Source organism: Kosakonia sp. Marseille-Q7440 (assembly GCF_965119485.1).
Map to the genome: position 1 here is coordinate 1899282 of NZ_CBCPLT010000001.1, position 26056 is coordinate 1925337.

The 26056-nt window shown below is 56.0% G+C and carries 28 protein-coding genes; 12 read left to right on the forward strand and 16 right to left on the reverse strand.

Features of this window, described 5'->3' with window-relative positions:
• Positions 1-123 precede the first annotated feature (123 nt).
• Positions 124-1608 (reverse strand): carboxypeptidase M32, encoded by a 1485-nt coding sequence (locus ACWPW2_RS08795; RefSeq protein ID WP_454122470.1) that lies wholly within the window; start codon positions 1606-1608, stop codon positions 124-126.
• 133 nt (positions 1609-1741) lie between these two features.
• Here ACWPW2_RS08795 and ACWPW2_RS08800 point away from each other — a divergent pair, with 133 nt between their 5' ends.
• Complete coding sequence (locus ACWPW2_RS08800) at positions 1742-1834, forward strand: KPN_01571 family protein (RefSeq protein ID WP_208864599.1); 93 nt, start codon at positions 1742-1744, stop codon at positions 1832-1834.
• A 66-nt stretch (positions 1835-1900) separates the two neighbouring features.
• Here ACWPW2_RS08800 and ACWPW2_RS08805 read toward each other — a convergent pair whose 3' ends face one another.
• Positions 1901-3151: an MFS transporter gene (locus ACWPW2_RS08805; protein WP_454122472.1), complete on the reverse strand. Its 1251-nt coding sequence runs from the start codon at positions 3149-3151 to the stop codon at positions 1901-1903.
• A gap of 118 nt (positions 3152-3269) precedes the next feature.
• Between ACWPW2_RS08805 and ACWPW2_RS08810 the strand changes: the two genes are divergently transcribed.
• The 5 genes from ACWPW2_RS08810 to ACWPW2_RS08830 all read left to right on the forward strand — a co-directional run bounded on the left by ACWPW2_RS08810 (position 3270) and on the right by ACWPW2_RS08830 (position 8454).
• Positions 3270-4166, forward strand: coding sequence for a LysR family transcriptional regulator (locus ACWPW2_RS08810; protein WP_454122474.1), 897 nt, complete (start codon positions 3270-3272; stop codon positions 4164-4166).
• A gap of 128 nt (positions 4167-4294) precedes the next feature.
• Complete coding sequence (gene mlc / locus ACWPW2_RS08815; protein WP_454122477.1) at positions 4295-5515, forward strand: sugar metabolism global transcriptional regulator Mlc; 1221 nt, start codon at positions 4295-4297, stop codon at positions 5513-5515.
• Positions 5516-5640: 125 nt separating this feature from the next.
• A complete protein-coding gene (gene bioD / locus ACWPW2_RS08820; RefSeq protein ID WP_023481465.1) occupies positions 5641-6336 on the forward strand; it encodes a dethiobiotin synthase in 696 nt (231 codons plus the stop codon).
• A 178-nt stretch (positions 6337-6514) separates the two neighbouring features.
• On the forward strand, positions 6515-7432 hold the full coding sequence (locus tag ACWPW2_RS08825) for a hypothetical protein (protein ID WP_023481466.1): 918 nt from the start codon (positions 6515-6517) through the stop codon (positions 7430-7432).
• Positions 7433-7491: 59 nt separating this feature from the next.
• Positions 7492-8454: an anthrax toxin lethal factor-related metalloendopeptidase gene (locus ACWPW2_RS08830; RefSeq protein ID WP_454122480.1), complete on the forward strand. Its 963-nt coding sequence runs from the start codon at positions 7492-7494 to the stop codon at positions 8452-8454.
• Between the two features lie 54 nt (positions 8455-8508).
• Here ACWPW2_RS08830 and osmV read toward each other — a convergent pair whose 3' ends face one another.
• The 9 genes from osmV to ACWPW2_RS08875 all read right to left on the reverse strand — a co-directional run bounded on the left by osmV (position 8509) and on the right by ACWPW2_RS08875 (position 17265).
• Positions 8509-9657 carry an osmoprotectant ABC transporter ATP-binding protein OsmV gene (gene osmV / locus ACWPW2_RS08835; protein WP_023481673.1) on the reverse strand — a complete coding sequence of 383 codons (1149 nt, stop codon included), beginning with the start codon at positions 9655-9657 and terminating at the stop codon, positions 8509-8511.
• Positions 9657-10304 carry an osmoprotectant ABC transporter permease OsmW gene (gene osmW, locus ACWPW2_RS08840; RefSeq protein ID WP_454122483.1) on the reverse strand — a complete coding sequence of 216 codons (648 nt, stop codon included), beginning with the start codon at positions 10302-10304 and terminating at the stop codon, positions 9657-9659. The genes osmV and osmW overlap by 1 nt, the downstream gene beginning before the upstream one ends.
• A gap of 9 nt (positions 10305-10313) precedes the next feature.
• Positions 10314-11216: an osmoprotectant ABC transporter substrate-binding protein OsmX gene (gene osmX / locus ACWPW2_RS08845; RefSeq protein WP_023481624.1), complete on the reverse strand. Its 903-nt coding sequence runs from the start codon at positions 11214-11216 to the stop codon at positions 10314-10316.
• 20 nt (positions 11217-11236) lie between these two features.
• Positions 11237-11947, reverse strand: a complete 711-nt coding sequence (osmY, locus tag ACWPW2_RS08850; protein WP_042715180.1) for an osmoprotectant ABC transporter permease OsmY — start codon at positions 11945-11947, stop codon at positions 11237-11239.
• Between the two features lie 282 nt (positions 11948-12229).
• On the reverse strand, positions 12230-12841 hold the full coding sequence (dmsD, locus tag ACWPW2_RS08855) for a Tat proofreading chaperone DmsD (RefSeq protein WP_454122486.1): 612 nt from the start codon (positions 12839-12841) through the stop codon (positions 12230-12232).
• A gap of 64 nt (positions 12842-12905) precedes the next feature.
• On the reverse strand, positions 12906-13763 hold the full coding sequence (locus tag ACWPW2_RS08860; RefSeq protein ID WP_454122488.1) for a DmsC/YnfH family molybdoenzyme membrane anchor subunit: 858 nt from the start codon (positions 13761-13763) through the stop codon (positions 12906-12908).
• Between the two features lies 1 nt (position 13764).
• Positions 13765-14382 (reverse strand): DMSO/selenate family reductase complex B subunit, encoded by a 618-nt coding sequence (locus tag ACWPW2_RS08865; protein ID WP_023481292.1) that lies wholly within the window; start codon positions 14380-14382, stop codon positions 13765-13767.
• 10 nt (positions 14383-14392) lie between these two features.
• Positions 14393-16831 (reverse strand): selenate/tellurate reductase subunit YnfE, encoded by a 2439-nt coding sequence (ynfE, locus tag ACWPW2_RS08870; RefSeq protein ID WP_454122491.1) that lies wholly within the window; start codon positions 16829-16831, stop codon positions 14393-14395.
• Between the two features lie 152 nt (positions 16832-16983).
• Positions 16984-17265, reverse strand: coding sequence for a DUF1161 domain-containing protein (locus ACWPW2_RS08875; RefSeq protein ID WP_023481755.1), 282 nt, complete (start codon positions 17263-17265; stop codon positions 16984-16986).
• 191 nt (positions 17266-17456) lie between these two features.
• Between ACWPW2_RS08875 and ACWPW2_RS08880 the strand changes: the two genes are divergently transcribed.
• Positions 17457-18167 (forward strand): YnfC family lipoprotein, encoded by a 711-nt coding sequence (locus ACWPW2_RS08880; protein ID WP_454123615.1) that lies wholly within the window; start codon positions 17457-17459, stop codon positions 18165-18167.
• A gap of 19 nt (positions 18168-18186) precedes the next feature.
• Here ACWPW2_RS08880 and speG read toward each other — a convergent pair whose 3' ends face one another.
• Together speG and ACWPW2_RS08890 are read right to left on the reverse strand one after the other, a co-directional pair.
• Positions 18187-18747 carry a spermidine N1-acetyltransferase gene (speG, locus tag ACWPW2_RS08885; protein WP_023481559.1) on the reverse strand — a complete coding sequence of 187 codons (561 nt, stop codon included), beginning with the start codon at positions 18745-18747 and terminating at the stop codon, positions 18187-18189.
• 50 nt (positions 18748-18797) lie between these two features.
• Positions 18798-19136 carry a DUF1283 family protein gene (locus tag ACWPW2_RS08890; protein WP_054803885.1) on the reverse strand — a complete coding sequence of 113 codons (339 nt, stop codon included), beginning with the start codon at positions 19134-19136 and terminating at the stop codon, positions 18798-18800.
• Positions 19137-19270: 134 nt separating this feature from the next.
• Between ACWPW2_RS08890 and ACWPW2_RS08895 the strand changes: the two genes are divergently transcribed.
• The 5 genes from ACWPW2_RS08895 to ACWPW2_RS08915 all read left to right on the forward strand — a co-directional run bounded on the left by ACWPW2_RS08895 (position 19271) and on the right by ACWPW2_RS08915 (position 24000).
• Positions 19271-19597 carry a YnfA family protein gene (locus tag ACWPW2_RS08895; RefSeq protein WP_454122494.1) on the forward strand — a complete coding sequence of 109 codons (327 nt, stop codon included), beginning with the start codon at positions 19271-19273 and terminating at the stop codon, positions 19595-19597.
• A 120-nt stretch (positions 19598-19717) separates the two neighbouring features.
• Positions 19718-19918: a hypothetical protein gene (locus ACWPW2_RS08900; protein WP_454122496.1), complete on the forward strand. Its 201-nt coding sequence runs from the start codon at positions 19718-19720 to the stop codon at positions 19916-19918.
• 11 nt (positions 19919-19929) lie between these two features.
• Entirely contained in the window at positions 19930-20946 is a 1017-nt protein-coding gene (locus ACWPW2_RS08905) for a Zn-dependent oxidoreductase (protein ID WP_454122498.1), read from the forward strand.
• A gap of 54 nt (positions 20947-21000) precedes the next feature.
• Positions 21001-22389: an MFS transporter gene (locus ACWPW2_RS08910; RefSeq protein WP_023481735.1), complete on the forward strand. Its 1389-nt coding sequence runs from the start codon at positions 21001-21003 to the stop codon at positions 22387-22389.
• A 147-nt stretch (positions 22390-22536) separates the two neighbouring features.
• Positions 22537-24000: a mannitol dehydrogenase family protein gene (locus tag ACWPW2_RS08915; protein ID WP_454122501.1), complete on the forward strand. Its 1464-nt coding sequence runs from the start codon at positions 22537-22539 to the stop codon at positions 23998-24000.
• Between the two features lie 52 nt (positions 24001-24052).
• On the opposite strand, the gene ydfZ is transcribed toward ACWPW2_RS08915, so the two are convergent.
• From ydfZ to ydfG, 3 genes are all read right to left on the reverse strand, one after another.
• On the reverse strand, positions 24053-24256 hold the full coding sequence (ydfZ, locus tag ACWPW2_RS08920; RefSeq protein WP_023481798.1) for a putative selenium delivery protein YdfZ: 204 nt from the start codon (positions 24254-24256) through the stop codon (positions 24053-24055).
• A gap of 164 nt (positions 24257-24420) precedes the next feature.
• Positions 24421-25107: a GntR family transcriptional regulator gene (locus ACWPW2_RS08925; protein ID WP_454122503.1), complete on the reverse strand. Its 687-nt coding sequence runs from the start codon at positions 25105-25107 to the stop codon at positions 24421-24423.
• Between the two features lie 90 nt (positions 25108-25197).
• On the reverse strand, positions 25198-25947 hold the full coding sequence (ydfG, locus tag ACWPW2_RS08930) for a bifunctional NADP-dependent 3-hydroxy acid dehydrogenase/3-hydroxypropionate dehydrogenase YdfG (RefSeq protein WP_023481428.1): 750 nt from the start codon (positions 25945-25947) through the stop codon (positions 25198-25200).
• Positions 25948-26056: the final 109 nt, after the last annotated feature.

The window sequence follows — 26056 nt, forward strand, 5'->3', positions numbered from 1 at the left end:
GCGGGGCCGTTGAAAGAACTATATCCCTGTTATCGAAGCGTTTCCGTGAGTGATTGGTATCGGCGTGTAACGGAATGTACAGAGAGGGAAAACGCGCCGGAAAGCGGCTCCGGCGCGGGGTGATCAGAGGTAACGGCGGGTAAGATGCTGTCGGAAATAGTCCGCGTTCAGCGGCTCGCCGGTGGCGTTGGCAATCAGCTGTGCGGTGCTAAAGCGGCTGCCGTGCTGCCAGATGTTCTGGCGCAGCCACTCAAACAGCGCGCTGAAATCACCGGCGGCGATGGCGTCATCGAGACCCGGCAGCGCACGGCGCGCGGCGTGGAACAGCTGTGCGGCGTACATCGCGCCCAGCGTATAAGAGGGGAAGTAACCAAAGCCGCCGTCGGTCCAGTGAATATCCTGCATACAGCCGTTGCGGTAGTTGCCTTCGGTCGAGAGTCCAAGCCAGGCCTGCATCTTCTCATTCCACAGTGCCGGAATATCGTCGACCTCAATCTCACCGTCGATCAGCGCCCGCTCAATCTCATAGCGCAGAATAACGTGTGCCGGATAACTTACCTCGTCGGCGTCGACGCGAATATAGCCCGGCTTCACGCGCTGGTTCCAGGCGATAAAGTTGTGCTCTTCAAAGGCAGGCTGCATACCAAAGCGCTCAATAATCGCGGGCTGCAGACGGCGCAGGAAGGCTTCGCTGCGGCCAAGCTGCATCTCAAAGAAGAGGCTCTGTGACTCGTGGATCGCCGTCGAGCGCGCCAGCGCAATCGGCTGACCTGGCCAGCTGCGCGGCAGGTTCTGCTCGTAGCGGGCGTGACCGGTTTCATGCACCACGCCGAACAGGGCACTCAGCAACTCATTTTCATCGTACCGGGTGGTGATGCGCACATCTTCCGGCACGCCGCCGCAGAAGGGGTGGGCGCTGACATCAAGGCGTCCGCCGTTAAAGTCGAAACCGAGCGTCTTCATCGCCTGCAAACCCAGTTCGCGCTGATCGGCAATCGGGAACGGCCCTTGCGGGGCGATAAGCGTCTGCTGCGCCTGTTTCTCTACCGCCTGTTTCAGCAGATCCGGCAGCCAGCTTTTGACCTCGCCAAACAGCTCATCAAGGCGGGCGCTGGTCATATCCGGCTCGAACTTATCCAGCAGGGCATCATAGGGGGAGCAGCCTTTCGCCGCCGCGCGCAGCTTCGCCTCTTCGCGGGTGAGTTTGACCACCTCTTTCAGATTGGCGGAGAAGCCCGCCCAGTCATTGGCCGGGCGCTGGGTACGCCAGGCGTGTTCGCATTTACTGCCCGCCAGTGACAGAGCTTCCACCAGCGCTTCCGGCAGCAGGGCTGCTTCATCGTAGTGGCGCTGCATTTCGCGCAGGTTAGCCTGCTCAACATCGTTGAGATCTTCCTGAGCGGCGCTGGCAAGCCACTGACCAACCTGCGGGTTGGTTAAAATCTGGTGGCGCAGCACGCTCAGCTCTGCCAGCGCTTCACCGCGCGCAGCGCTGCCGCCCGGCGGCATCATGGCGAACATATCCCAGCCGGCAACGGCAGCAAGGTGTGAGAAACGTGACAGGCGAAGGAAGGTACGGGTGAGTTGTTGATAGTTCTGCTTATCCATAATGCCTCTGATTTTTTTGCATTTTATTAACCTGAACGCCCAAAAATAGTAGTTCTGCGGCTAATGTTAAAATCTGTACCATAATAGAGAACACATTCATTTAACCAATAAACGCATAACACAGCAAAAAACCATGAATCCTTTCATTTGGGTGATCTGCAGTTTAATGGCGCTTGACGCTGTGCGGGAGTTGATGGGCGCAAGCTCGGTCTTCGCGCTTTTCTAGCCCTTTGCCGCGCTACATCACAATAAAAAAGCCCCGCTTGCGCAGGGCCGCCTTCCTTTATACGCGCTAACGCAGACGTGCGTGCAGCCGTGTGCCGACCAGCAGGGCCAGCACCAGCATCGCCGCGATAAACCCGCCGACGCCGTTCCAGCCATAGCTGTGCCAGAATACGCCGCCCAGGGTTCCTGCCACGCTCGAGCCAAGGTAGTAGCTGAAGAGATAGAGCGACGAGGCCTGGCCTCTGGCGCGCTTAGCGCGGGGGCCAATCCAGCTGCTGGCAACGGAGTGTGCGGCAAAAAAACCGCTGGTAAAGAGCAGCATGCCGATAAAGATCGCCCACAGCGACGAGAAGAGCGTCAGCAGTAAACCGAGCAGCATGATTGAGGTAAAGGCAATCATCACCGGGCCGCGGCCATATTTGCTGGTCATCGCGCCCGCTTTTGGCGAACTCCAGGTGCCGGTCAGATAGGCCACCGACAGCAGACCAACCACCGCCTGGCTCAGCATCCACGGGGATTGCATCAGGCGATAGCCAATATAGTTAAACAGCGTGACAAACGATCCCATCAGCAAAAAGCCTTCGAGAAAGAGCAGCGGCAGGCCGCGATCGCGCCAGTGCAGACGGAAGTTAATCAGCAGCGTTTTTGGCCGCAGAGAGGAGGGGCGAAAGTGGCGCGAGGGGGGCAAAATCTTCCAGAACATCAGCGCCGAGGCCAGCGCAAAGCAGCCAATCACCGCCACCGCTACCCGCCAGTTAAAGAAGTCGGTAAAAACACCGCTCAGCAAGCGGCCGCTCATGCCGCCGATGGAATTACCGCTGATATAAAGCCCCATCGAGAAGGCGACAAAACTGGGGTGGATCTCTTCACTCAGGTAGGTCATGCCGACTGCCGCCACGCCGCTTAGGGATAGCCCCACCAGCGCGCGCATCACCAGAATGCCGTGCCAGCTGGTCATCATCGTTGAGAGCAGCGTGCAGCACGACGCCAGAAGCAGCGCGGTAACCATCACATTTTTGCGCCCAATGGCATCCGATAACGGCCCGGTAAACAGCAGGCCAATCGCCAGCATGGCGGTAGAAATAGAGAGGGAGATACTGCTGCCGGCGGGCGAAACACCGAACTCATGGGAGAGCACCGGCAAGATGGGCTGAACGCAGTAGAGCAGGGCGAAGGTCGCCAGCCCGGCGGAAAAGAGCGCCAGCGTGACGCGCATAAATTGGGGAGTGCCACGTTTAATAAACTGCCCCGGCAGGGCGGCGGGTTTTTCGTTAACGATGTGTGTCGGTTCGCTATCAACCGTTGTTGTACGACTCACTTGAGATCCTTACCTTTTTGGCCCGTCATTACGGGGACGGGCTTACCACGGCGTAAGGGTATGAAAGCGGCATTATTCTGTCTAATATATTAATAATCTCAAATAAGACGTTAAAAATATGAATATCGAACTGCGCCATCTGCGCTACTTTATCGCCGTTGCGGAAGAGCTCCATTTTGGTCATGCCGCCGCACGGCTGAACATCTCGCAGCCGCCCCTGAGCCAGCAAATTCAGATCCTCGAACAGCAGGTCGGCGCGCGGTTGCTGGCCCGCACAAATCGTAGCGTCTCATTGACCCCGGCCGGGCGCCAGTTTCTGGCCGACAGCCGGCAGATCTTAAACCAGGTGGATGAAGCCGCCGCCCGTGCGCTGCGTTTACACCAGGGCGAGACAGGCGAGTTACGCATTGGCTTTACCTCCTCCGCGCCCTTTATTAAAGCGGTCTCAGACACCCTCTCTTCCTTTCGCCAGCGCTACCCGGATGTGCATATCCAGACGCGAGAGATCAACACCCGCGAACAGATAGCGCCACTTAATGAGGGAACGCTGGATCTCGGTTTAATGCGCAACACCCCGCTGCCGGAGACGCTGGCGTGGGAGGTGATCCTGCGCGAACCGCTGCTGGCGATGGTTCCGCGTAACCACCCGCTGGCAACACGTACGGCTGTCTCGCTGCACGAACTGGCGCAGGAGCCGTTTGTCTTTTTCGATCCCCATGTTGGCACCGGCCTGTATGACGACATCCTCAGCCTGATGCGACGCTACCAGCTGACGCCGCGCATCGCGCAGGAAGTGGGCGAGGCGATGACCATTATCGGCCTGGTAGCGGCGGGGCTTGGCGTTTCGATTTTGCCCGCCTCGTTTCACCGCGTTCAGCTCAGCGAGATGTGCTGGATACCGATTATTGAGGAGGATGCCGTCTCGGAGATGTGGCTGGTGTGGTCAAAACACCAGGAGCAGGGGGCGGCGGCGGCGCGTTTCAAACAGCAGCTCCTTGACGCGGCAAACGGCTGAATTTCACCCATAACGGCGGGCAAAATGTGCGTTAAATCACAAGCATGGGTAAATATTTGACGACAGCCGTTAAGTGTTTCACCATAGCCGAATGTTTATTTCGAAGCGCGAAAATAAGGGAGTATGAGGTGGTCGCTGATAGCCAGCCGGGGCATATTGATCAAATAAAGCAGACCAATGCGGGCGCAGTCTATCGCCTCATCGACCAGCTTGGCCCGGTCTCGCGTATCGACCTCTCCCGTCTGGCGCAACTGGCTCCGGCAAGCATCACCAAAATCGTACGCGAAATGCTGGAAGCCCATCTGGTGCAGGAGACGGAGATCCAGGAGCCGGGTAGCCGCGGGCGTCCGGCGGTCGGGCTGGTGGTGGAGACCGAAGCCTGGCACTACCTCTCGCTGCGCATTAGCCGCGGCGAAATTTTTCTCTCCCTGCGCGATTTAAGCAGCAAGCTGGTGGTTGAGGATCGTCTCGATCTTCCCTTAACCGCCGCCGACCCCTTACTCACCCGCATCATTACTCAAATCGATCAATTTTTTATCCGCCATCAGCACAAGCTTGAGCGGCTGACGGCGATCGCCATCACGCTGCCGGGCATTATTGATACGGAAAATGGCATTGTTCACCGCATGCCCTTTTATGAGGATGTGAAGGAGATGCCGCTCGGCGAAGCGCTGGAGGAGCACACCGGCGTGCCGGTCTATGTGCAGCATGACATCAGCGCCTGGACGATGGCGGAAGCGCTGTTTGGCGCATCGCGCGGCGCACGGGATGTGATTCAGGTGGTGATCGACCATAACGTCGGCGCCGGGGTGATCACCGATGGACGCCTGCTCCATGCGGGCAGTAGTAGCCTGGTGGAGATTGGACATACGCAGGTCGACCCTTACGGCAAGCGCTGCTACTGCGGCAACCACGGCTGCCTCGAGACCATTGCCAGCGTGGAGAGCGTGCTGGAGCTGGCGCAGCTGCGCATGAGCCAGTCGATGAGTTCGATGCTGCACCAGCAACCCCTGACGGTGGAGTGGCTCTGCCAGGCGGCGCTGAAGGGCGATCTGCTGGCAAAAGATATCATCAGCGGCGTCGGGGCGAATGTCGGGCGCATTCTCGCCATCATGGTCAATTTGTTCAACCCGCAAAAAATATTGATTGGCTCTCCGCTGAGCCTTGCGGCAGATGTGCTGTTTCCCACCATTGCCGACTGCATTCGCCAGCAGGCGCTACCCGCGTACAGCCAACATATCTCTGTTGAGAGTACGCAGTTCACCAATCAGGGCACCATGGCGGGTGCCGCGCTGGTAAAAGACGCGATGTATAACGGATCGCTGCTGATTCGTTTGTTACAGGGGTAACATTTTTACCCAGTCGCGATAAAAATTGCGCTATCTCAAATTGAGCCTCCACCACTTCCCGTAGACTTTCTGCTCTGAATTATATTTCCGGATTATATTTTCGTTGCTTAACGGTGGAGTTACTTATGCTTAAGCGTTTCTTTGTTACGGGTACAGACACTTCTGTCGGGAAGACAGTGGCGTCCCGCGCGCTGCTCCAGGCGCTGGCTGCCAGCGGCAAAACGGTGGCAGGTTATAAGCCTGTTGCAAAAGGAAGTCAGGCAACGCCGGAAGGGCTGCGTAATAAAGACGCGCTGGTGCTGCAAAGTGTCTCCTCCCTCGAACTGCCTTACAGCGCCATCAACCCGATTGCGCTGAGTGAAGAGGAGAGCAGCGTAGCGCACAGCTGTCCCATCAACTACACCCTGCTGTCGAACGGACTGGCCGATTTGTGTAAGCAGGTCGATCACGTCGTTGTCGAAGGCACCGGCGGCTGGCGCAGCCTGATGAACGATCTGCGTCCGCTCTCCGAGTGGGTGGTGCAGGAGCAGATGGCGGTGGTGATGGTGGTGGGGATTCAGGAAGGGTGCCTCAATCATGCCCTGCTCACCGCTCAGGCGATCGCCAGCGATGGCCTGCCGCTGATTGGCTGGGTGGCAAACCGCATCAACCCAGGCCTTGCGCACTATGCCGAGATCATCAACGTGCTCAGCAAAAAACTGCCCGCACCGCTGGTGGGTGAGTTGCCCTATCTCCCGCGGCCTGAACAGCGCGATCTCGCCCACTATATCAATCTGCAAATGGCCACCGGCATGCTGGTCGCTGACCGCGTGCTCGCCTGAGCCGCTTTTCTGAATCTTTTGCCGGATAGCGCTGATGCCTGTCCGGCCTGGCGCATTCCGACCAGCGCGCTACGCCTGTTTTACTCTGCATATTTTTGAATGAAATATCTGAAAGGGAAGTTAGAGATTTCCGGCGAGGGCTACGCTTAATTGAAAAATGTCCCTGGAGATAAAGGCCATGTATGCATATGCAAAAGAGAAAACTAAATCCCCGCTTTCCGCACATAATGCCGCGCCTTCAGAGGATGAAATTCTTGAGCAATTGCGAATAAATAATATCCCTAAGGATGACCTTAAAAGTATTCTCGATAAAATAAAGCAGCTCAATCCGAAATTAAAAGAGCCTCATCTGCTGGTCGGCAAATATCGCTCAGGTGCGACTGCGGGTGGCAACAGTAACGCAAGCGCTGCTTCATCCAGAAGCGCAAAATCAACATCAATAGACAAGTCAAATAAAAAATTCCCTGCCGATGTGGTGGATGGTGCGCTCTATTTATATGCAACAAACGAAGGGGCACTATATATTAACTCTCTTATCAGAAAGGAAAAAGGACAAGACATTGAGGTCCCTGATCCTGCTTCACTGGCGAAAGATGCCAAAAAACAGTTTGAAGGCGGCGAAAATTCAGCGCCCTTCGCGCCCGGGATAGATATAAAAAGAGTCATAAAAATATTGAGCAAAAAAGGGAATGCGATTGCAATTATGAAACAGGCTACGGAAGAGGCAAAGTTTTCGGGGTTGAACACCTATTTAAGAGGAACGAAATACAGATCAGTTCTCAATATCATCGAACCTGGTATGTTAGTTAGCGCCAATTTTCTTATGTCGGTCACCCAGGATAAAAAGATGGCAGAAAGGTTTGCTGTCGGTAAATATAATACTTCTTCAGATAATGATGAGTTGGGCGTGATATACGACATTATAGGTAATCCAAAAGAGTTTAAATTTGGTAACGTTGCCGAGAAGGAGAGTATTTTTCCAGTAGGAACCAAATTTAAATATATGGGGCGAAGTGGGACCACCTATCGCTTTGTTGAGCAATCACCTGCGGAAGTGAAAAAATATAAAGGTGATATTTACAGGTTGTACAGATAACGATCCTGGCGGCTGTTCATCGCGTTGCTTCGGTAAATCAAAGCCCTGGAGAGAAACTGATGTATGCCTATGCAAAAGAGAAAGCCAGGGCGCAAAACCAAAGCAATGCCGAATCATCTTCAGAAGATGACGCGGAAGATACCGCGCGCCATCTTATTGCAAAACAGGCGCGGCGCGCTGGCCTTGCGAAATCTATTCAGACGTACCAGCAAGCATTTCAGGCTGTCTATAACGTTTATGGCGGAACGGTATACAAAGAGATCTGGTACGCGCTTGGCGACACCATCCCCTTAAACAGCACAGCGATGATCACCCCTGAACATATGGCGGCGATTGCGGATTTTATTGTTGCCCGGGAAATGATTTCGCGATCCATCTATACCAGCACGACGCCGGACAATATGCCGATGGATGTGACGAAGGTGAAAGATGCACTGCAAAAGATTCCCTTTCCGGTGCTTAACAAGGCCATCTCTCTGGGGCAGTTTATTACCGCGACAAACGACAATATTACCAACCATGCTGGCAGGCGCGGCTTGAAAAACGTTGCGCCAAGAGGCTGGGCGGAGGGCAAAACATGGGCATCTGTGCCGGGTATCGGCGCTGCCGGGAAAATTGCGACGCAGGGCATTCACCCCGACGAAACCATAGTGTCGTTGAGTAAAGACAAATTCGGTGAATGGGCACCGGCCACGAATCACAGCTCGACAAACTTAGTGCTGCATGAATATGCCCACGCGATTGATCGTAGCTTTGGCGAAAAAGCGTTAATGGGGCCAAAGGGCACGGGCGAAGCGGGAGATTATTTAAGCAAACGACCCAGTTTTATTTCTGCCTGGGAAAAAGATCTGGGCAACACATCGCCGGAATCATTTGATAACTACTACTGGCAGGGCGGCACCAGCGGCGGGGCGGAAGAGGCTTTTGCCGAAGGGTTCAGTGATTTGTACGGGAAAACAGAGCAGCGGAATTGGCCAAATATTAAAGCTTATCTTGCGCGCAAAATGAAATCGGTGACCTGAAGGCGCTAACCGCGGCTTATCCGGCCTGCGGTTAACGCCATTTGGCAAATTCCCTTAACTCTCGCTGTGGATCGCCAGCGCCCGGCGCGTTTTCCCGGAGCTTAAATACTCAGCAATATAGTCCTGTGAAATCTCGCCGTTATAGCGACCCTCTTCATCGACGATTGGCATCCAACTGGTATTGCTCTCATAGAGCCTTGAAAGCACCACGCGCAGGTTATCCTCCGCTTTACCGGTGATGCGGAACGGATGCAGCAGGGCAGCGCAGTCGCGGGCATCATGGCGCGCTTCGCGACGTTTGACAAAGCCGAGCGGTTTACCGGCACCGTCGACCACCGTTACGGCACGCATATCGTTATCATCCATAATGGCAAACGCCTCAGCGGCGGGGGTCGATTCGCGCACGGTAATGGTCGGTTGCTGATCGGTGACGTCCCCGGCAGAAACCAGCAGCAGGCGCTTGAGCGTCCGGTCCTGGCCGACAAACGATCCGACAAACTCATTCGCCGGTTTTGCCAGCAACTCATCGGGGCTGGCGCACTGCACGATGCGTCCCTGACGGAACACCGCAATGCGGTCGCCGAGCTTTAATGCTTCGTCGATATCGTGGCTGACCAGCAGCACCGTCTTTTTCAGCGCGCGCTGCATCTCAAGGAACTGGTTCTGGATCACTTCGCGGTTGATCGGGTCGACCGCGCCGAAGGGTTCATCCATCAGCAACACCGGTGGATCGGCCGCCAGCGCGCGGATCACGCCAATACGCTGCTGCTGGCCTCCGGACATCTCGCGCGGGTAGCGGTGCAGGAACTTTTTCGCATCAAGCGCCACCATCTCCATCAACTCTTCCGCACGGCTTTTGCAGCGCGCTTTATCCCAGCCCAGCATGCGCGGCACCACGGTAATGTTCTCTTCGATAGTCATATTGGGAAACAGGCCGATCTGCTGGATCACATAGCCGATATTGCGCCGCAGAGTAACCGTATCCATGCCGCTGGTGTCTTCACCGTTAATCAGGATCTTGCCGCTGCTTGGCGTAATCAGGCGGTTAATCATCTTCAGCGTAGTGGTTTTGCCACAGCCGGAAGGGCCGAGCAGCACGCACATTTCACCTTCCGGTACCATCAGGTTGACGTTGTCGACGGCATTCACACTCTGGCCGTTCTTTTGCGTAAATTGTTTGGTCAGATTTTCCAGTTTAATCATTATCGAATCCCCTTCGGCGTCAGCACGATTTGTAAGCGGTGCAGTAACCAGTCGAGCACAATCGCCAGCACACAGATCATCACCGCGCCGGCAATCAGCATGCGGATATCACTCCCGCCAATGCCGTTCAGCAACAGCAGTCCCAGCCCGCCCGCACCAATCACGGCGGCGATAGCCATTACGCCAATATTCATCACCACAGCGGTACGGATCCCGCCGAAAATCACTGGCAGCGCCATCGGGATCTCCACCCAGCGCAGGCGCTGCCAGAAGGTCATGCCAATCCCGCGGCCCGCTTCACGCAGCCCCGGCGGCAGGCTGTCGAGGGCGGTGTGGGTGTTGCGCACAATCGGCAGCAGCGAGTAGAGAAACACCGCAGTAATTGCCGGTAATGCGCCAATCCCCTGGCCGACCAGAGAAAAGAGCGGGATCATCAGCCCAAACAGGGCAATTGATGGAATGGTCAGCACCAGCGTTGCCAGGCCGAGTACCGGCGTTGCCAGCCATTTGTGGCGCACAATCAAAACTCCCAGCGGTACGCCAATGAGTATCGCCAGGCCCACAGCCAGCAGCACCAGCCAGAGATGCTGGAAGGTGAGGCTCGCCAGGTAGCCTGCGTTGTCCATCATGTAGTGAATCGTGTCCATAGGCTCTCCTTACAGCAACCCTTTCTCGCGCAGGAAGTCGCGGGCGACCTGCTGCGGCGTCTGGTGATCGATATCGACTTTCGCGTTGAGGGAGATAATCACCTCGTTGTTCAGCAGCCCGGAGAGCGTATTGAGCGCCTCTTCTAAGCCCGGGTTGGCCTCAAGGGTGTCTTTACGCACCACCGGGGTGACCGCATAACTCGGGAAGAAGCCTTTATCATCCTCCAGCGTTTTCAGATCGAAGCCTTTCAGACGGCCATCGGTGGTGTAGACCAGACCAGCATCGACAAAGCCGTCGCGGATGGCGTTATAGACCAGGCCGGGGTCCATCTGGCGGATTTGCGGGCGATCCAGTTCCATGCCATACGCCTGCTGCAACGGTTTCATGCCGTCGCTGCGCCCGGCAAACTCCAGATCGAGGCCCAGCAGCCAGTTCTTTTTCGGGTTGGTTTTACGGATCTCTTCAATCTTCGCCACCATTTGCGACATGGTGGTGATGTGCTCAGCCTCGGCGCGTTTACGCTGCATGGCGAAAGCATAGGTGTTGTTCATGTTGGCCGGGTTAAGCCACACCAGACCGTGTTTCGCATCGAGGCGTTTGACGGTGTCGTAGGTCTCCTGTGCCGACATGCGTTTGTTGATGTGGTTAAAAATAATCAGCGAGGTGCCGGTATATTCCCAGGTCATATCGACCTGCTTGTTGATCATCGCGTTACGGGAAATCACCGTCGCGATATTGGTCTGCGGCTGCACCTGGAAGCCTTTTTTCTGCAAATACTGCACGGTCAGGGCCGACAAAATATGCTGCTCGGTAAAGCTTTTGGTCGCCACAATCAGCGGTGCCGCATGGGCGCTGGCGGTAATTAGCGCCGTTGCTGCCAGCCAGCCCAGCGTATGAAAAAGTCGTTTCATCACACTTCCTCTTATTGTTATCACGCCGTGTGCGGGCTAAGAAGACGGCCCAGCGCCGCCAGCAGGGTATCGAGGATCAGGGCGAACAGCGCCGTGGCGGCTGCGCCTAAAATCAGCGTCGGGAAATCATTGAGATAGATACCGGGGAAGATAAGTTCGCCATAGCTGCTGGCGCCAATCAGAAACGCCAGTGGCGCGGTACCGACGTTAATCGCTGTCGCAATTCGCACCCCGGAGAGGATCACCGGCAGGGCATTCGGTAGCTCCACCTGGCGTAAGCGCTGCCATTTGGTCATGCCAATCCCATTCGCCGCTTCAATTAACGAGGCGGGCACCGAGCAGAGCCCGGCATAGGTGTTGCGCACAATCGGCAGCAGTGAGGCAAGAAACAGCGCGATGATCGCTGGCGTATCGCCAATGCCAATCACCACCATCGCCAGGGCCAGCACCGCAAGCGGCGGCAGCGTGTTACCGACGTTGAAAATCTGCATTACATACTCGGCTACCCCGCGTGCGGCGGGGCGGCTAAGGGCGATACCGCTGGGAATACCGACTAAGAGTGCAAAAAACATTGAGCTGAACACCAGAATCAGGTGCTGTTGCCCGAGATAAATCAAATCCACCTGGCGGGCTTTTATCGTCTCCAGCCCGACACCCCAGGTAATCAGCGCCAGTATGGCGACAATCCCGGCGATAAACAGCAGCGCGCGGGTAAGCATGGAAGTCTGCATGGCAGTGTCTCTCCCTGTTTGCATGCGTTATAGCAACGGCAGGTTGCGTGTTGTTATGCCATGTTCGGCAGGGTGCTTTGAGCTATAGCAAGCGTGCGGGGATGCTTCCAGTTCTGAGGCCGCTTTTTAAAACCCAGCGGCAGGCGGCTTTTGCACAGTAAGCCTTACCGCGTAAAGGCCGATCGGAATATTAAAGAATTGTCTTAAAAGCGAAGCGGCAGGAGTGACGTTGTCACATATGGTTGCCGGGATAAACTATCCCGGCATGTGAAAGAGAGGGTGTTAACGAAAAAGCGGCTTCTGCGCCACCGGCATTAACAGGTTCGCTTGCCACTCTGCCAAAGTAAGCTGTGCCAGCCGGGCGAGCGCCTGCCAGAAAGGGTGCTGCGCCTGCTCCTCCAGCACGGCAAGAAAGCGGCCCGACCACGGCAGCAAATGCCACGCCAGAAGCTCATCGCAGGCCTGCGTCTTTCCCTGCTCCGCCAGCCAGGCCGCCAGCATCAGCAGGGTGCCGATATGATCCTCCGGCTCGTTTTGCTGCATCTCGAAAGCAATGTTGTTGTCGCGCAGCCACTGGCGCAGCGCCAGCGTCGAGTCGCCAAACAGCACGCACTCTTTATCCAGCCATACCGAGCCCCACGGCGGCGCAGGCAGCGCCCACGGGCCGATAAACAGCCGCTGCCAGGCGTCGGTTAACGGCTCTTCGCCATCCGCTGAAAATTGTTCAGCCAGCGGAAGCAGCAGGTTTTGCGCCAGTGGCCATGATGCCATCCACTCATTATGTGTAAAGGCGCTGACCAGCGGCGCAGAAGGTTCGCTCTGCGGGGGATAGTAAAAGAGGGCGCCGAGCACGCGGGCGGTGAAAATAAACGATTCACGGTTTTCAACTGTCATGGTATTTCCCGAAAAAGTGCCGAAGGCCGGATAAGCGCTAATCGCTATCCGGCCCCGCAATCGATCACCCGGCAACGGCGACGCCAACGGTCATATGCAGCCCATAAAAGAGGCCGCGGCCAATCAGCTCCCCGGCAACCACCAGCGCAAACCCAACCAGCAGGCTACTGACACGCGGCTGTCTGCGCAGCACCAGCGGGCAGATCCAGCAGCCCAGCCCCAGCGCTAAAAGCAGCAGTCGCAGCGCCTGGAGCAAGCCGTAATCCGGGATCAGCGCGGTCGCCTGCTGCACGGAGGAGTGAATCTCGCCAAGCTGCATGCTCTGCATCACCACCACCGCCGCGCTTGCCAGCAGCGCGAACACGCTTATCGCCGCAAAACGGGAGGCCGGAAAGCGCATGCCGACAAAGCGCAGTAACAGTGCGGCGAGCAGCGGGCCGCCGATCAGCATGGTGAGGAAGAAGCTGGCAGTGGTGTAGCCGTTATGCCAGGTCGGCACGGTCTCAATCTGATAGACCCGCGTCATCGCCCAGACAAACAGCACGCCAGAGACCATACCGATCAGCAGCCAGATGCGACCGAGGCCAGCCGGCATTTTGCCGAGCCAGCTCAGCAGCCACCAGATGCCGCCGATGGCAAAAAAGAGCGAGCCGGCGGCAATCTCATTACTTAACGCAGAGTCACCAATGCGGTTAAGGGAGTTAAAGGCGCGCAGCGGCGAGCCGAGGTGCATCATTGAGGCGACAAAGCCGATGCCCATCAGCAGCCAGAGGAAAAACTGGCTGCGCACAATATGCAGCTGACCGCGGCGATCGCCCTCATTAGCCATCCATACCAGGCCGGTGCCAATGACACCGCCCACGACGCACTGGCCGAGCACCGTGAAAAGCACCAGCGGCCATTCATGCCATCCGTTTCCCATTTCATACCTCCTGTGGATTAGCCAGATAGCCGCTTGTGTCCCCGGTCGGACGGCTGTTGGCGTTGGGTTTGATGACAATATTCGGGCGGGTAAAGTGCGCCGCCGGAATGGGCGCGACCGCCGCCAGCGTGCCGTGCTTTTTACGCAGCGTCTCAATCGGACCAAAATCGAGGGCGCGCAGCGGGCAGGACTCGACGCAGACAGGCTTTTTGCCCTCTGCCACGCGCTCGTGGCAGCCGTCGCATTTGGTCATATGGCCTTTTGCCGCATTGTATTGTGGCGCGCCGTACGGGCAGGCCATATGGCAGTAGCGACAGCCGATACAGACCTCTTCGTCGACCACCACAAAGCCATCTTCGCGTTTATGCATCGCGCCGCTGGGGCAGACTTTGGTGCAGGCCGGATCCTCACAATGGTTACAGGAGAGGGAGAGATAGTAGGCAAAGACGTTTTGCTGCCAGACGCCGTTATCCTCCTGCCAGTTGCCACCCGCGTACTCATAGACGCGGCGGAAACTGACGTCCGGGGTTAAATCTTTGTAATCTTTACAGGCCAGTTCGCAGGTTTTACAACCGGTGCAGCGGGCGGAATCAATAAAAAATCCATACTGGGTGCTCATCGGCTACTCCTCAAACCTTTTGAATGTCGACCAGATTGGTGTGCTGCGGGTTACCTTTCGCCAGCGGCGAAGGGCGGTGCGTGGTCAGCGTATTGACGCAACCGCCGTGATCGACGCGATCGCCCGCCATATCCGCCTGGTGCCACGCACCCTGACCCATGGCGCTGACGCCCGGCATAATGCGCGGCGTCACTTTCGCCGCAATCCGCACTTCGCCGCGGTCGTTAAAGACCCGAACAAGATCGCCGTTCTTAATCCCGCGCCGTTCGGCATCAAGCGGGTTGATCCACACCTCCTGGCGGCAGGCCTCTTTCAGAACATCAATGTTGCCGTAGCTCGAGTGAGTACGGGCTTTGTAGTGAAAACCGAAAAGTTGCAGCGGGAAGGTGGCGCGCGTCGGATCGTCCCAGCCCTCAAAAGTGGAGGCGTAGACCGGCAGCGGGCTTATCACCTCATCGTTTTGCAGCTCCCAGCGGCTTGCGATCTCCGCCAGCTTGCTGGAGTAGATCTCGATTTTGCCCGACGGCGTTTTCAGCGGATTAGCCTGTGGGTCGTCACGGAATTTTTTATAGGCAACGAAGTGGCCGTTCGGATCTTTACGCTTGTAGATACCCATCGCTTTCAACGCCTCGTAAGAGGGCAGCGCGGGGTCTTTCTCTACCATTCTGGCGTAGAGGTATTTCAGCCACTCCTCCTGCGTGCGCCCTTCGGTGAAGCGCTGGTGGATATCCGGCCCAAGGCGGCGGGCGATCTCGCTGGTGATCCAGTAGATGCCTTTACGCTCGAACTTCGGCGCGGTGACCGGTTGCAGGAAGATGAGGTAGCCCATGTTGCCGGCGTAGTCGTTGGGGATGATATCCTCCTGCTCAACGGTCATCAGATCCGGCAGCAGGATGTCGGCGTACATCGCCGACGAGGTCATAAAGTTCTCAATCACCATGATCGTCTCGCACTTGCTCTCATCCTGTAGAACATCGTGGGTGTGATTGATGTCGCCATGCTGGTTGACGAGGGTGTTACCGGCATAGTTCCAGATGAACTTAATCGGCACGTCGAGCTTCTCTTTGCCGCGCACGCCGTCGCGCGTTGCCGTCATCTCCGGCCCGCGGGCGATGGCGTCGGTCCAGCTAAAGCAGGAGATGGCGGTTTTCACCGGGTTCTCCGGCATCGGCATCCGCTCGATGGTGATGGTGTAGGTCGACTCGCGCGCGCCGCTGTTGCCGCCATTAATGCCGACATTGCCGGTGAGGATCGGCAGCATGGCGATCGCACGGGCGGTCAGTTCGCCGTTGGCCTGGCGCTGCGGGCCCCAGCCCTGGCAGATATAGGCCGGTTTGGTGCTGCCAATCTCTCTGGCGAGCTTAATGATTTTGTCTGCCGGAATACCGGTTATACGCGACGCCCACTGCGGCGTTTTCGCTACGCCGTCATCGCCCTGGCCGAGAATATAGGCTTTGTAGTGGCCGTTTGCCGGTGCACCGGCGGGCAGCGTTTTCTCGTCGTAGCCGATGCAGTATTTATCGAGGAAGGGCTGATCGACCAGGTTTTCGCTGATCAGCACCCAGGCCATACCGGCGACTAACGCGGCGTCGGTGCCGGGACGGATCGGCACCCACTCATCTTCGCGTCCGGCCGCGGTGTCGGTATAGCGCGGGTCAATCACCACCATTCGCGCATTTGAGCGTTCGCGCGCCTGCTCGAGAAAGTAGGTAATGCCGCCACCGCTCATGCGGGTCTCCGCCGGGTTGTTGCCGAACATCACCACCAGCTTGCTGTTTTCAATATCGGAAGTGCTGTTCCCTTCGTTGGAGCCGTAGGTGTAGGGCATCGCGCAGGCGATTTGCGCCGTGCTGTAGGTACCATATTGGTTGAGAAAGCCGCCATACATCGCCATCAGGCGGGCGACGAGCGAGGCGGACGGGGATGAGCGGGTAATGTTGCCGCCGACGATGCCGGAGGAGTAGTTGATATAGACCGCTTCGTTGCCATACTTTTCCACCACCCCTTTCAGGCGGGCGGCGAGGGTATCGAGGGCTTCGTCCCAGCTGATGCGCTGAAATTTGCCTTCGCCGCGTTTGCCGACGCGTTTCATCGGGTAGTTGAGACGATCCGGGTGATTGATACGCCGCCGGATAGAGCGCCCGCGCAGACAGGCGCGCACCTGATGATTGCCGTATTCGTCATCGCCGGTGTTATCGGTTTCGACCCAGTAGACCTCCTCATCGCGCACATGCAGACGCAGGGCGCAGCGGCTACCGCAGTTGACCGAGCAGGCGCCCCAGACCACTTTATCCGGCGCGGGTTGCATCGCCTGCTGCACCGCGGCAGCGGCGGAGCGCATACCAAACGGAAGAGAAAAACTGCTTGCTGCCAGCGCTAACGATCCAAGGGCGGTCGACTTTACCAGCGTTCGTCGGCTAATACCCCCGGCATATTCCGTCTTCGACATGACTCACTCCATTATTATTTTTTAAATAAAAACTTACCCGCGCAAATTAAAAGCAGGCTAATGATGGAGGTATGGTAATCATTAAGGAGTAGGGGAATGTTATGCACGATCAAATAGAGGGGAATCCCCCTAAAATTCAGGGGGATTAGATTTTACTGATTGCTGTTACTGTTTTCGTTCTGAGATGATGCGCCGCCATTACGGGCGTAGATAATTTTGTAAGTGTCGTTGGCGCAGTGGCCAACCACCTGGCCGCCCGCCTGTTCGGCTTGATCGTTTGGTACCACGGTCAATTCGAACCCGGACTCCGGGACGCCATTGTTAATAATTTTTTGCTGGATATCCGTTTTTACGCGTTCGCATGAATCCGGCGCGGCGAAAGCAGGAACAGAACCTACCAGCAGTGCAGCGCACAGCCAACGTGAATAGTGCATGCTTGTCTCCTTATTTATTGTGCGCTTTAAGCTTAGCACTTCTCTTTTCGACAAAAGGTAAATCTCTGAATCATCTTACCTGTATGTGAAATTCCGCAGATACCCGATAAGGAAGTCGTTAACTCATTACGCTATAGGGTAAATGTTTTGCTAATATAAGCGCCATTCTAAAGAAAACTGTGGTGAAACCTTTGAAAAAACAGTTATTACTCATCTCTCTGACCCTGATTTTGGCCGGATGTGATGAGGAAAAAGGCCCGGTCGCATTCACGCCGGAGATGGCAAGTTTTTCGAATGAATTCGATTTTGATCCTCTGCGCGGCGCGGTAAAAAACTTTAGTCAGACCCTGCTTAACGAGAAGGGCGAGGTGATGAAGCGCGTCAGCGGAACGCTGTCGAAAGAGGGCTGTTTCGATACGCTCGAACTTCACGACCTGGAGAATAATAGCGGCGTATCGCTGGTGCTGGATGCCAACTACTATATCGAAGCCGAAACGCAGGAGAAGCGACTGCGGCTACAGGGGAAATGCCAGCTGGCAGAATTCCCGTCGGCGGGCGTCACCTGGGACACCGACGATAACGGCTTTGTGGTGCGCGCATCAGGCAAAGATATGGAAGTGAAGTATCGCTATGATGACGAAGGCTACCCGCTGGGCAAATCAACCACTTCAAAAGATGTGCATCTCGATGTCGCCTCCACGCCGGCGAAAGATAAGCGCAAGAAGCTCGATTATGCCGCGGTAAGTACGCTCAATGATAAGCCGCTGAGTAAGGTGCAGCAGACCTGCGACTACGACAAACATGATAATCCGCTGAGTTGTAGCCTCGAGATTGTTGATGAGAGCGTAACGCCGCAGGTGACACATAAATACAGCATCAAAAACACCATCGAGTATTATTGATGCTGTCCGCTCACCGCGCTTATTGCGCGGTGGGTTTTAACAGCGTACTGCCGCTGGTTTTATGTTCCTGCAGATAGTGCTGCTGAAAAATACACATGCGGATGGTGTTGCGGTATTCGCCATTAATAAAGAACTCATGAATTAATTCCCCCTCCACCTGAAAACCCAGCTTGCGGTAGATGTGAATCGCTTTCTCATTCTCTTTATCAACGATGAGATAGAGCTTATAGAGGTTTAATACCGTAAAACCATAATCCATCGCCAGCTTAGCGGCTTTAGACGCCAGCCCTTTGCCCTGGAATTCCGGCGAGATAATGATTTGAAACTCCGCGCGGCGGTGCACATGGTTAATTTCAACCAGTTCCACCAGACCGGCGTTGGTGCCATTACACTCGACGACGAAACGGCGCTCACTTTGATCGTGGATGTGCTTATCGTAAAGATCGGAGAGTTCTACAAAAGCTTCATAAGGCTCTTCGAACCAGTAGCGCATTACGCTGGCGTTGTTGTCGAGCTGGTGGACAAAACGAAGGTCTTCGCGCTCAAGCGGGCGAAGCCGGACAGGATAGTCGTCACTCATAAAAATCCTTTCTCTGAGATGAAGGCGGGCGCAGCACGCGCCCGACGAGATTACTGAACTTCACGCCCGGTGCGGCGATCCAGGCAGCGCAGGGTATTGGGTTCCCAGTACGCATTCAGGTTGCTGCTTTTCTGGCAGTTGTCGCGCGCATCGAAGGCGACATCATCTTTGTCCCACTCTTTCTCTACGCGTTTATTGACTTTATGGCGCAGGCTGCGGGTATCGTTCCACTGCTCTTTTTCCATCGCGGCGGATTGACGGGACTGCGCATTGTCGCCCGATTCGATCACCAGACGGTTGGTTTCAGCCAGTGCGGAAGTGGTGTACACAATGGCACCCAGCGTCAGCATTGCGGTCAGGCACAGGCGTTTGCTAAGTGTAGAAGTCATGGCAATGGTCCTTAAGTGAGGAAAAACGTCTCTATTCTAAGCGATCTCCGCCTGCCAGCATACCGGGGCGAAACCGACTGTAAGAGCATTATCAGGTAAGATGGTTCAACCTATTTTCAATAAACGACCTGACTATGCTGAAAATTACGCTGCTCTTTTTTGTCACCGCTCTGTGTGAAATTGTAGGCTGTTTCTTGCCCTGGCTGTGGCTAAAACGCGACGGCTCACCACTGCTGCTGATTCCTGCCGCGATCGTACTGGCGCTTTTTGTCTGGCTGCTGACGCTGCATCCGGTTGCCAGCGGGCGCGTCTATGCCGCTTACGGCGGGGTTTACGTCTGCACCGCGCTTCTCTGGCTGCGCGTTGTCGAAGGGGTAAAACTGACCGTTTATGACTGGCTGGGCGCAGGGATTGCTCTGTGCGGTATGTTGATCATCGTCGCAGGGTGGTCACGTAATTGAGAAGGTAAGTGTTAAAGTTCTGTGATCGAACGCGTAAATTTCGATCGTTATACTTGTATGGTAGTTGCCACCTTCCGTAAGTTCCCTTACAACACATTCATTTGATGTAAGGGATTTCCGATGAAAATTACACCTGTAAAACGCTGCGCCAGCCTGGCGGAGTGCCAACGTTTCTCACCGCATCACTGCCCCGATAACGGCCTGATTAGGCCGGGCGACGCCTCGCCTGGCGGTCGCCATCGCGGCTTCATCTCAACACCTGACTCTTATCTTTGCCCAACGTTGAATGGCCTGTCTGGCTCGTTGTGGAACCGGTCATAAAGGATATCTCTATGAAAAGTGTGGTAATTGAACAACCTAATCAGCTGATCCTTGCTGAACGTCCTCTGCCAGAGCCCGCTGCCGGGGAGGTGCGCGTCAACATTAAGCTCGCCGGGATTTGCGGCTCCGATAGCCATATTTATCGCGGGCATAATCCGTTCGCCAGATATCCGCGGGTTATTGGTCATGAATTCTTCGGGCTGATTGATGCCGTTGGCGAAGGCATTTCACCTTCACGTATTGGTGAGCGGGTGGCGGTCGATCCGGTGATCAGCTGTGGCCACTGCTACCCCTGTTCAGTCGGTAAACCGAATGTCTGTACCGAACTGGTGGTGCTCGGTGTCCACCGCGATGGTGGCTTTAGCGAATATGCAACGGTTCCGGCACGCAACGCCTGGGTTATCCCCGACACGATTTCCGACGAAGATGCCGTGATGGTTGAGCCCTTTACCATCGCCGCAAATGTTACCGGCCAGGTTCAGCCCGGCGAAAATGATGTGGCGCTGATTTACGGCGCAGGGCCGATGGGGCTGACCACGTTGCAGGTGCTGAAAGGGGTCTACAACGTTAAGCAGGTCATCGTCGTTGACCGAATCGATGAGCGGCTGGCGATGGCGCAGCGCAGCGGGGCCGATCGGGTGATTAACAACAGCCAGCAAGCGCTGCCCGAGGTGCTGACACAGGCTGGCATCAAACCGACGTTAATTATCGATGCCGCCTGTCATCCGTCGATTTTGCCGGAGGCGATTGCGCTGGCATCGCCCGCGGCGCGCATCGTGATAATGGGTTTTTCCAGCGAGCCCAGCACCATTGTCCAGCAGGGCATTACCGGTAAAGAGTTGTCGATTTTCTCCTCCCGGCTCAACGCCAATAAATTCCCGGTGGTTATCGACTGGCTGGCGCGCAGGCTTATCGACCCGGGCAAACTGGTGACGCATAAATTTGCGTATCACCACGTCACAGATGCAATTGAACTGTTTGAAAAAGACCAGCGTCGCTGCTGCAAGGTTTTATTAACGTTCAATTAAATAACAATAAGTGCGTTGCAGGCGTACGCATTCAACACGATTGAGAAGGCGATTATGACTGACGTAAAAGCTGAAAGAACGACCTCGGACCTGGTGAAGGCGGCGGTGTCCGGCTGGCTGGGCACCGCCCTTGAATTTATGGATTTCCAGCTCTACTCCCTCGGCGCGGCGCTGGTTTTTCATGAAATTTTCTTCCCGGAGCAGTCCGCTGCGATGGCACTCATCCTCGCGATGGGCACCTACGGAGCGGGCTATATCGCACGAATTATCGGCGCATTTGTCTTTGGCAAAATGGGCGATCGCATCGGGCGTAAAAAAGTGCTCTTTATCACCATCACCATGATGGGTATCTGTACGACCTTGATTGGCGTATTACCGACCTACGCGCAGATTGGCATATTCGCACCGGTGCTGCTGGTGACGCTGCGCATCATTCAGGGTTTTGGCGCCGGGGCAGAAATTTCTGGTGCCGGCACCATGCTTGCCGAATATGCGCCGAAGGGTAAGCGCGGCATCATCTCCTCGCTGGTGGCGATGGGCACCAACTGCGGTACGCTGAGCGCCACTGCCATCTGGGCGATCATGTTCTTTGCGCTCGATCGTGAAGCGCTGCTGGCCTGGGGCTGGCGTGTTCCCTTTATTGCCAGCGTGGTGGTTATGCTGTTCGCCATCTGGTTACGTCTGAACCTGAAAGAGAGCCCGGTGTTTGAACAGGTGCATGAAGGCGAACACTCCCCGGCGAAGATCGCCCCGGAGCAGACTAGCCTGGGTGCGATGTTCAGCAGTAAAACCTTCTGGCTGGCGACGGGGCTGCGTTTTGGTCAGGCGGGTAATTCCGGTCTGATTCAGACTTTCCTCGCAGGCTACCTGGTGCAGACGCTGCTGTTTGAGAAGCGCATCCCCACCGATGCGTTAATGATTAGCTCGATTATTGGTTTTATCACCATACCGCTGCTCGGTTGGTTGTCGGATAAAGTGGGTCGCCGTTTGCCCTATATTTGTCTCTGCGTTTCATCGGTGCTTCTTGCCTGGCCAATGATGGCGGTGATTGTCGATAAAAGCTACGCGCCCGGCGTGATTATGCTGTCGATCATCGTTATCCATAATATCGCCGTACTGGGGCTGTTCGCGCTGGAGAACATCACCATGGCGGAGATGTTTGGCTCGCGTAACCGCTTCACGCGCATGGCGATCTCAAAAGAGGCGGGTGGTCTGATTGCGGTCGGTTTCGGGCCGGTGCTGGCGGGTATCTTCTGTAATATGACCGGTGCGTGGTGGCCAATCGCGGTGATGTTAATGGCTTACTCGGTGATTGGCCTCGTTTCTGCCGTGCTGATGCCGGAAGTACGCGACCGTGATTTGAGTATTCTGCAAGACGCCGCCGAACCTCAAAGCCAGAACCAAAGCGCAGCGCAGCCTGTAGCCTCTCGCCACTACGTCTGAGTTGAACCATTTTTACTCAGGCATAAGACACATTTGGTTACCATTCTAGTTGGTGCAGTCAGCAAATCCTGTCGCAAATCATAGTCGGGTTTGCGCTACGCCTTAATCTAGTGAACCACTGTTTCATTTAATAAGACGAGTCTCACCATGGAAAACAGGCTGTTAACGGCGAAAGCCACGTTACCTCAGTACGATCGCAGCACCCTGGTTGCGCGCATTGTGCATCTTGGTTTTGGCGCGTTTCACCGCGCGCATCAGTCGGTCTACACCGATATTCTCGCCGCAGAGCACGGCAGCGACTGGGGCTACTGCGAAGTTAATCTTATCGGCGGCGAGCAGCAGATTGCCGATCTGAAACAGCAGGATAATCTCTACACCGTGGCGGAGATGTCCGCCGATGCGTGGACCGCGCGCGTGGTTGGCGTGGCGAAACGCGCGCTGCATGCGCAGGTAGACGGGCTGGAAACGGTGCTGGATGCCATGTGTGAGCCGCAGGTCGCCATTGTTTCGCTGACCATCACCGAGAAAGGCTACTGCCACTCACCGGCGACCGGGGAACTGATGCTCGATCACCCGCTGATCGTAGCCGATCTGCAAAACCCGCATCAGCCAAAATCCGCCGCCGGGGTGATTGTCGAAGCGCTCTCGCGTCGCAAAGCCGCAGGTTTACCGCCGTTCAGCGTGATGTCCTGCGACAACATGCCGGAAAACGGCCACGTTACGCGCAACGTTGTCTGTGCCTATGCCCGCACGGTGGACGCCGCGCTGGCGCGCTGGATTGAAGAGAACGTCACCTTTCCCTCCACGATGGTCGATCGTATCGTCCCGGCAGTGACGGCGGAAACCCTTGAGAAGATCGAACAGCTTACCGGCGTGCGCGATCCGGCGGGCGTCGCCTGTGAACCGTTCCGCCAGTGGGTGATTGAAGATAACTTTGTCGCAGGCCGCCCGGCATGGGAGAAAGCGGGGGCTGAGCTGGTGAGCGATGTGGTGCCGTTTGAAGAGATGAAGCTGCGCATGCTGAACGGCAGTCACTCCTTCCTCGCTTATCTCGGCTATCTGGCAGGTTATCAGCACATCAATGAGTGCATGGAAGATGAACATTACCGCCGCGCCGCGCATGCGCTGATGCTGCGCGAACAGGCGCCGACGCTGAAAGTCGAAGGCGTCGATCTGGCGCATTACGCCGATCTGCTGATTGCGCGTTACAGCAACACCGCGCTGCGCCACCGTACCTGGCAGATCGCCATGGACGGCAGTCAGAAGCTGCCGCAGCGGATGCTCGATTCTGTGCGCTGGCATCTGGCGCAGGGCAGTGATTTCTCACTGCTGGCGTTAGGTATCGCGGGCTGGATGCGCTATGTCGGTGGCGTTGACGAGCAGGGGCAGGCCATTGAAGTGTGCGATCCGCTGCTGGCTGTGATTCAGCAGGCAGTGAACAGCAGTACACAAGGGGAAGCTCGCGTAGAGGCGTTGCTGGGCATAGAGGCGATCTTTGGCCGTGAGTTGCCGAAAGAGAGAGCGTTTGTCGCGCAGGTGCAAAAGGCGTATCAGATGCTGCTGGCGAAAGGGGCAAGAGCGACGGTCGCGCAGTTTGCTGCCGGGCTGTAACTCAATAATGAATGCCGCGGCGGCGGCATTCATCCTCATCACGTTTTGCCTATCAGTGCAGGCCGAGGCGGATAAGCTCTACCGGCTCGAATTTGCCTTCGCACCCTTCCACTTCCACCGTTTTGTTACGGCGCACTTTTTCAGCGCTTAATCCCTCGGCGTGAATAGCGACAATTTTGCCAGTGCGGCCAGTGCCGTTAATCATCACGCGTGAGCCGGTGGTGATAGGGTTACGGTTACGGTCATAAGTCATCATGATGGTTTCTCCTTGATAATATCCATAAAACGAACCGGGGCAGAAGATGGCCCCAAAACGGACGCCCTATAAATACGCCACTGAGATGATGAGTTTTTGCTTTTGATCAAGGTCACACTTTTTTCCGGCAAAAAAGGTGACCTGATAAGGGGAAAAGAGGGGAGTTACTCTTCGCTGAACCAGTCGCGATTCTCTTGGCGAATGGTTTTAACCGATTCGCTGATCTCCTGCAGATGCAGGGTCATGGCATTTTCAACCGCATCGGCGTCGCGCTTTTCCAGCGCCTCGAAAATGGCCTGGTGCTGGCGCAGCAGCATCTCCGGGGGTGAAACGTGATCGAGGCTCATATAGCGTACGCGGTCGATAGTCGCCTTGATGTTTTCAATCGTATCCCACGCCAGCTGGCAATCAGCGATCAGCGCCAGCTTGTGGTGAAAATCATCATCCAGTTCAAAGAAATCGTTCAGCTGCTTACGCTCAATGGCGATCCGCTGCTGGTGGAGATTCTGCTCAAGCTGATAACAGGCGCTGTCATCTATCATCAGCGCGGCGCGGCGGGCCACGGCGCACTCTATCGCCTGGCGGACAAAGCAACCGTTGCGCACTTGTGTAAGCGAGATTTTATTAACGTAGCTTCCGCGCTGGGGGCGGATCTGAATCAAGCCGTTTTCCGCGAGTTTGATAAAAGCTTCACGCACCGGCTGGCGCGAGACGTCAAAACGCACCGACACCTCTTTTTCCGAGAGCGGGGTGCCCGGTGGGATCAGGCAGTGGACAATATCCCTTCGCAGGATGCTGTAGATCTGTTGATTAACGGGTTGCGTAGGATTGAGTTGCGTTTCGGAGGCCATTCGCTCTTACTTTTTAAAGGGTTAACCCGGCTACCATACCATTGTTTCTGCGCACATCCCATACCCGGCCCGCAGGCCGGGCGGGAAGCATCAGCTCTGGCGGTGCACGCTCAGACCGGCGTAGCTCTGGCTGACCGGCATCATCTCAAGTGTGTTGATATTGACATGCTTCGGCAGTGTCGCCACCCACCACACCGCTTCGGTCACATCTTCCGCGCTCAGCGCGGTGGTGTTTTCGTAGGTTTTAGTCGCTTTATCGTCATCGCCTTTAAAGCGCACGTTGGAGAATTCGGTACCGCCAACCAGACCCGGCTCGATATTGGTGACACGCACTGCGGTACCGCTCAGATCGGTGCGCAGGTTGAGGCTGAACTGGCGCACAAAGGCTTTGCTCGCGCCGTAGACGTTGCCACCCGCGTAAGGCCAGCTACCGGCCGTTGATCCAAGGTTGATGATATGGCCGCGATTGCGCTCAACCATTCCCGGCAGCACGGCGCGGGTCATATAGACCAGCCCTTTATTGTTGGTGTCGATCATCGTTTCCCAGTCATCCACATTGGCTTTGTGGGCGGGCTCCATGCCGAGCGCCAGCCCGGCGTTATTGACCAGCACATCAATCTCGCGCCATTGCGCGGGCAGGGCGGCGATAAACTCGTCGATCGCCGCGCGGTTACGCACATCCAGCTGCGCGGTGTAGAGATTCTCGCCCAGCTCCTCTTTCAGCTCCTGCAGACGCTCCTGACGGCGGCCGGTGGCGATCACGTGGTGGCCATTCTGAATAAAGCGGCGGGTAATGCTCTCGCCAAACCCTGCGGTTGCCCCGGTAACAAGAATAATCATCTCTTTGTTCCTCAACGATTTTTGTGATGTCGTGACATAGCATGCACCGCACAGAGGCGGCAATACAAGTTTTGACTGTTAAAGAGTGTGGCAAAAAATGGTGGCTTGT